Raw genomic sequence first — 2,955 nt, forward strand, 5'->3', positions numbered from 1 at the left:
AGATAGTTTGCGGGAAGACGGGGGAAACGGAGGAGCAGGCGAGAAAAAACATGGGGAGGCCTTTGATGGGGGGTAGTCCACCCCCCCCCCCCCCCCCCCCCCCCCCGCCCGGGGGGTGCGCGCCGCCCCCGTCCCCACGGTGCGGCGCCGACAGGTCACCGTTCAGTCATCCCGTGAACGGCGGCCTGGATCCTGGGTCAGTCCGAGTGCGGGCAGCACGGCGGACTCCACGAAACGGTCGAGATAGTCGGCGTCGGCGTACTCGCCGCTCAGCACCGGGCGTACCCGCAGGACGCCGAACATCATGGCCGGGATGTACTCCAGTGCGGGGTGGTCCGCGCGCACCTCGCCCCTTTGCACACCCCTCTCCAGCATCTCCTGCAGTGCGGCGATCTCCGGCGTGACCAGTGCGTCACGCAGCGCCTGTGCCAGTTCGTGGTCGGCCGTGACCGCGTGACCGAGTGCCTGCAGAAGCCGGGCGTCCTTGTTGGACCAGTCGCCCGCGGCGCGTGCCGCCTGGCGCAGGTCCTCGGCGAGTGAGCCGGTGTCGATCCCGGCGAAGCGCACCTTGCGGTTGGCGCGCAGCGCGGCCGCGACGAACTGGGGCTTGGTCTTCCACTGCCGGTAGAGCGTGGACTTGCTGCACCGGGTGCTCGCGGCGACTCCTTCCATGGTCACGGAGTCGTAGCCGCACTCGCGGATCTGCTCCAGCACAGCGTCGAAGAACTCCCGCTCACGCTCGGGCGTGATCTTGGAGCGGCGCGAGGCGGCGACCGTCTCCGGTCCGTCCGCGGCCTGCGACGTCATGCGTGGCTTCCCCTCGCTCGTACCCGGTCCGCTGAAGATCCGCGCAAGGACGGCCGCGGACCCTGTCTCCAGTGTGTCGCACATCAATCGATACGCAAGTGTACCGGTACTCGAGCGTATCGGTACACTGCCGTATCGGTACACTCGCGTATCGGTACTGAGAAGTATCGGTACTCAGCCGTATCGATGAGCCCGGACCCCGGTCCGGGTCTCAGCCCGCACCACCACACGCACGACCGTCAGCGAAGGGGCCGGGGGATGAATGCCCGAACCGAGCCTGCAGAAGCGGAGCCGGACGCGATAACGCGCCCGCCGCTCCTCCGTGAGTTCCTGCTCGTCGCAGGGCTCTTCCTCGTCTACAAGCTCGGGCGGCAGCTGGCCACCGGCCATACCGCGGAAGCCTTCCGCAACGCCCACCGGGTGTGGGACCTCGAGCGGACCCTGCACCTTCCGCACGAGACCGCCGTGCAGTCCGCACTGCTGCACGGCGACGCCCTCGTGCATCTGGCGAACACCTACTACGCGACCGTCCACTTCCCGGCCACGCTGGTCTTCCTGGTGTGGCTGTACCTCAGCCGGCCCGCGCACTACGTGTGGGCGCGCCGGGTCCTGGCCGTGGTCACCTCCGCGGCCCTGGTGCTGCCGTTCGTGTTCCCGCTGGCCCCGCCGCGGATGCTGACCGGCACCGGCCTGGTGGACACCGCCCGGATCTACGGCCCCTCCGTCTACGGCCCGCCGTCCAGCGACCACCTCTCCAACCAGTTCGCGGCGATGCCGTCGCTGCACTTCGGCTGGGCCCTGATGGTGGCGATCGGCCTGATCGCGGCCACCCGGTCGCGCCGGCGCTGGCTGTGGCTCCTGCACCCGCTGATCACCCTGCTGGTGATCGTGGGCACGGCGAACCACTACTGGCTGGACGCGATCGTCGCGACCGCCATGCTCGGCGTCGCGCTCGCGGTCGTCCACCCGCCGAAGCGGACGCCCAGCACGGCGGGACGAGGTGCCCGGCGGCTCGCCCCGAAGGAGCCCGTCCTGGTGGGAGCCGGCCGATGAGCCCCGCCGCACTTCTCGCCGTCGGCCTGTCCCTGATCTCGGCCGTCGCCTACGCCGCGGCCGCAGTCGCCCAGGAACGCCTCGCCTCCCGCAACGCCGGGACCGGCCTCCTGCGCCTGCTGGGCACCGGCGCCTGGTGGTCGGCGGTCGGACTGAACGCGGCCGCCGCGCTGCTGCACGTCGTGTCCCTCAAGTACGGCCCGCTCACCGTCGTCCAGCCGCTGGGCGCGCTCACCCTCGTCGCTGCCGTGCCGCTCGGGGCGCGGGCGGCCGGGCGGCGGGTCAGCGCGGTGGAGTGGCGCGGTACGGCACTCACGCTGCTGGGGCTGACCGCGCTGCTGGTCACCGCGTCCGGTCCGGCACCCGAGCGGGTGCTGAGCCTGCCCCAGGCGCTGGCGGTCGCCGGTACGACCGCGGCCCTGATCGGGATGCTCTCCCGGCCCGGCGCCCGGCCGGGCCTGCGGCATGCGACCGCCTCCGGGTTCGCCTCGGGTGTCGCCTCCGCCCTCACCCAGACGGTGACGGTGGCGGCGACGGACCGCACGGGCCCGGCACTGAGTACCGAGGTGATCGTGGTCGCCGTCCTGGTCGCCGCGTTCGCCACCGGCGGCCTGCTGTTGTCGCAGACGGCCTACCGCGGCGGTCTCGGCGGCCCGCTGGCAGTCGTCACCCTGGCCAACCCGACGGCCGCAGCGGTCATCGGACTGACCCTGCTCGGGCAGGGCCTGCGCGGCGGAGCCGGCGGTGTGCTGCTGGGGCTGGCCGGGGCGGGGCTGGCGGCCTGGGGCGTGGTCCTGCTGACCCGGTCGGCGCCCGAACCCGACCGGTCCGACGAGCACGACGACCACCCCGTCGCCGCGGTGCTGGCCCTGGAGCCGGGCACGGCGGCGGCGGAACCGGTGCTGGTGCCCCGGCAGCCGGAGCAGCCCGGGCATCTCACCGCACACTGAGCGGACACCCGATCCGGCCGGACACACGGCCCGGCCGGACACACAGCGGCGGGGGGGGGGGGGGGGGGGGGGGGGGGGGGGGGGGGGGGGGGGGGGGGGGGGGGGGGGGGGGGGGGGGGGGGGGGGGGGGGGGGGGGGAGGGGGG

General features: G+C 73.4%; 3 protein-coding genes. 2 read left to right on the plus strand and 1 reads right to left on the minus strand.

The features are described 5' to 3' along the window. Positions 1-162: 162 nt before the first annotated feature. Positions 163-807, minus strand: a complete 645-nt coding sequence (locus tag AC07DS_RS46265; protein WP_393470105.1) for a TetR/AcrR family transcriptional regulator — start codon at positions 805-807, stop codon at positions 163-165. A 258-nt stretch (positions 808-1,065) separates the two neighbouring features. Between AC07DS_RS46265 and AC07DS_RS46270 the strand changes: the two genes are divergently transcribed. After that, complete coding sequence (locus AC07DS_RS46270; RefSeq protein WP_479154734.1) at positions 1,066-1,860, plus strand: phosphatase PAP2 family protein; 795 nt, start codon at positions 1,066-1,068, stop codon at positions 1,858-1,860. Next, positions 1,857-2,810 (plus strand): DMT family protein, encoded by a 954-nt coding sequence (locus AC07DS_RS46275; protein WP_479154735.1) that lies wholly within the window; start codon positions 1,857-1,859, stop codon positions 2,808-2,810. The genes AC07DS_RS46270 and AC07DS_RS46275 overlap by 4 nt, the downstream gene beginning before the upstream one ends. Positions 2,811-2,955 lie beyond the last annotated feature (145 nt).

This window comes from Streptomyces sp. NPDC044064, assembly GCF_056434245.1.

Excerpts from the sequence above, each read along its gene's own strand:
- AC07DS_RS46265 (WP_393470105.1), bottom strand. The coding sequence starts at position 807 with ATGACGTCGCAGGCCGCGGACGGACCGGAGACGGTCGCCGCCTCGCGC.
- AC07DS_RS46270 (WP_479154734.1), top strand. The coding sequence starts at position 1,066 with ATGAATGCCCGAACCGAGCCTGCAGAAGCGGAGCCGGACGCGATAACG.
- AC07DS_RS46275 (WP_479154735.1), top strand. The coding sequence starts at position 1,857 with ATGAGCCCCGCCGCACTTCTCGCCGTCGGCCTGTCCCTGATCTCGGCC.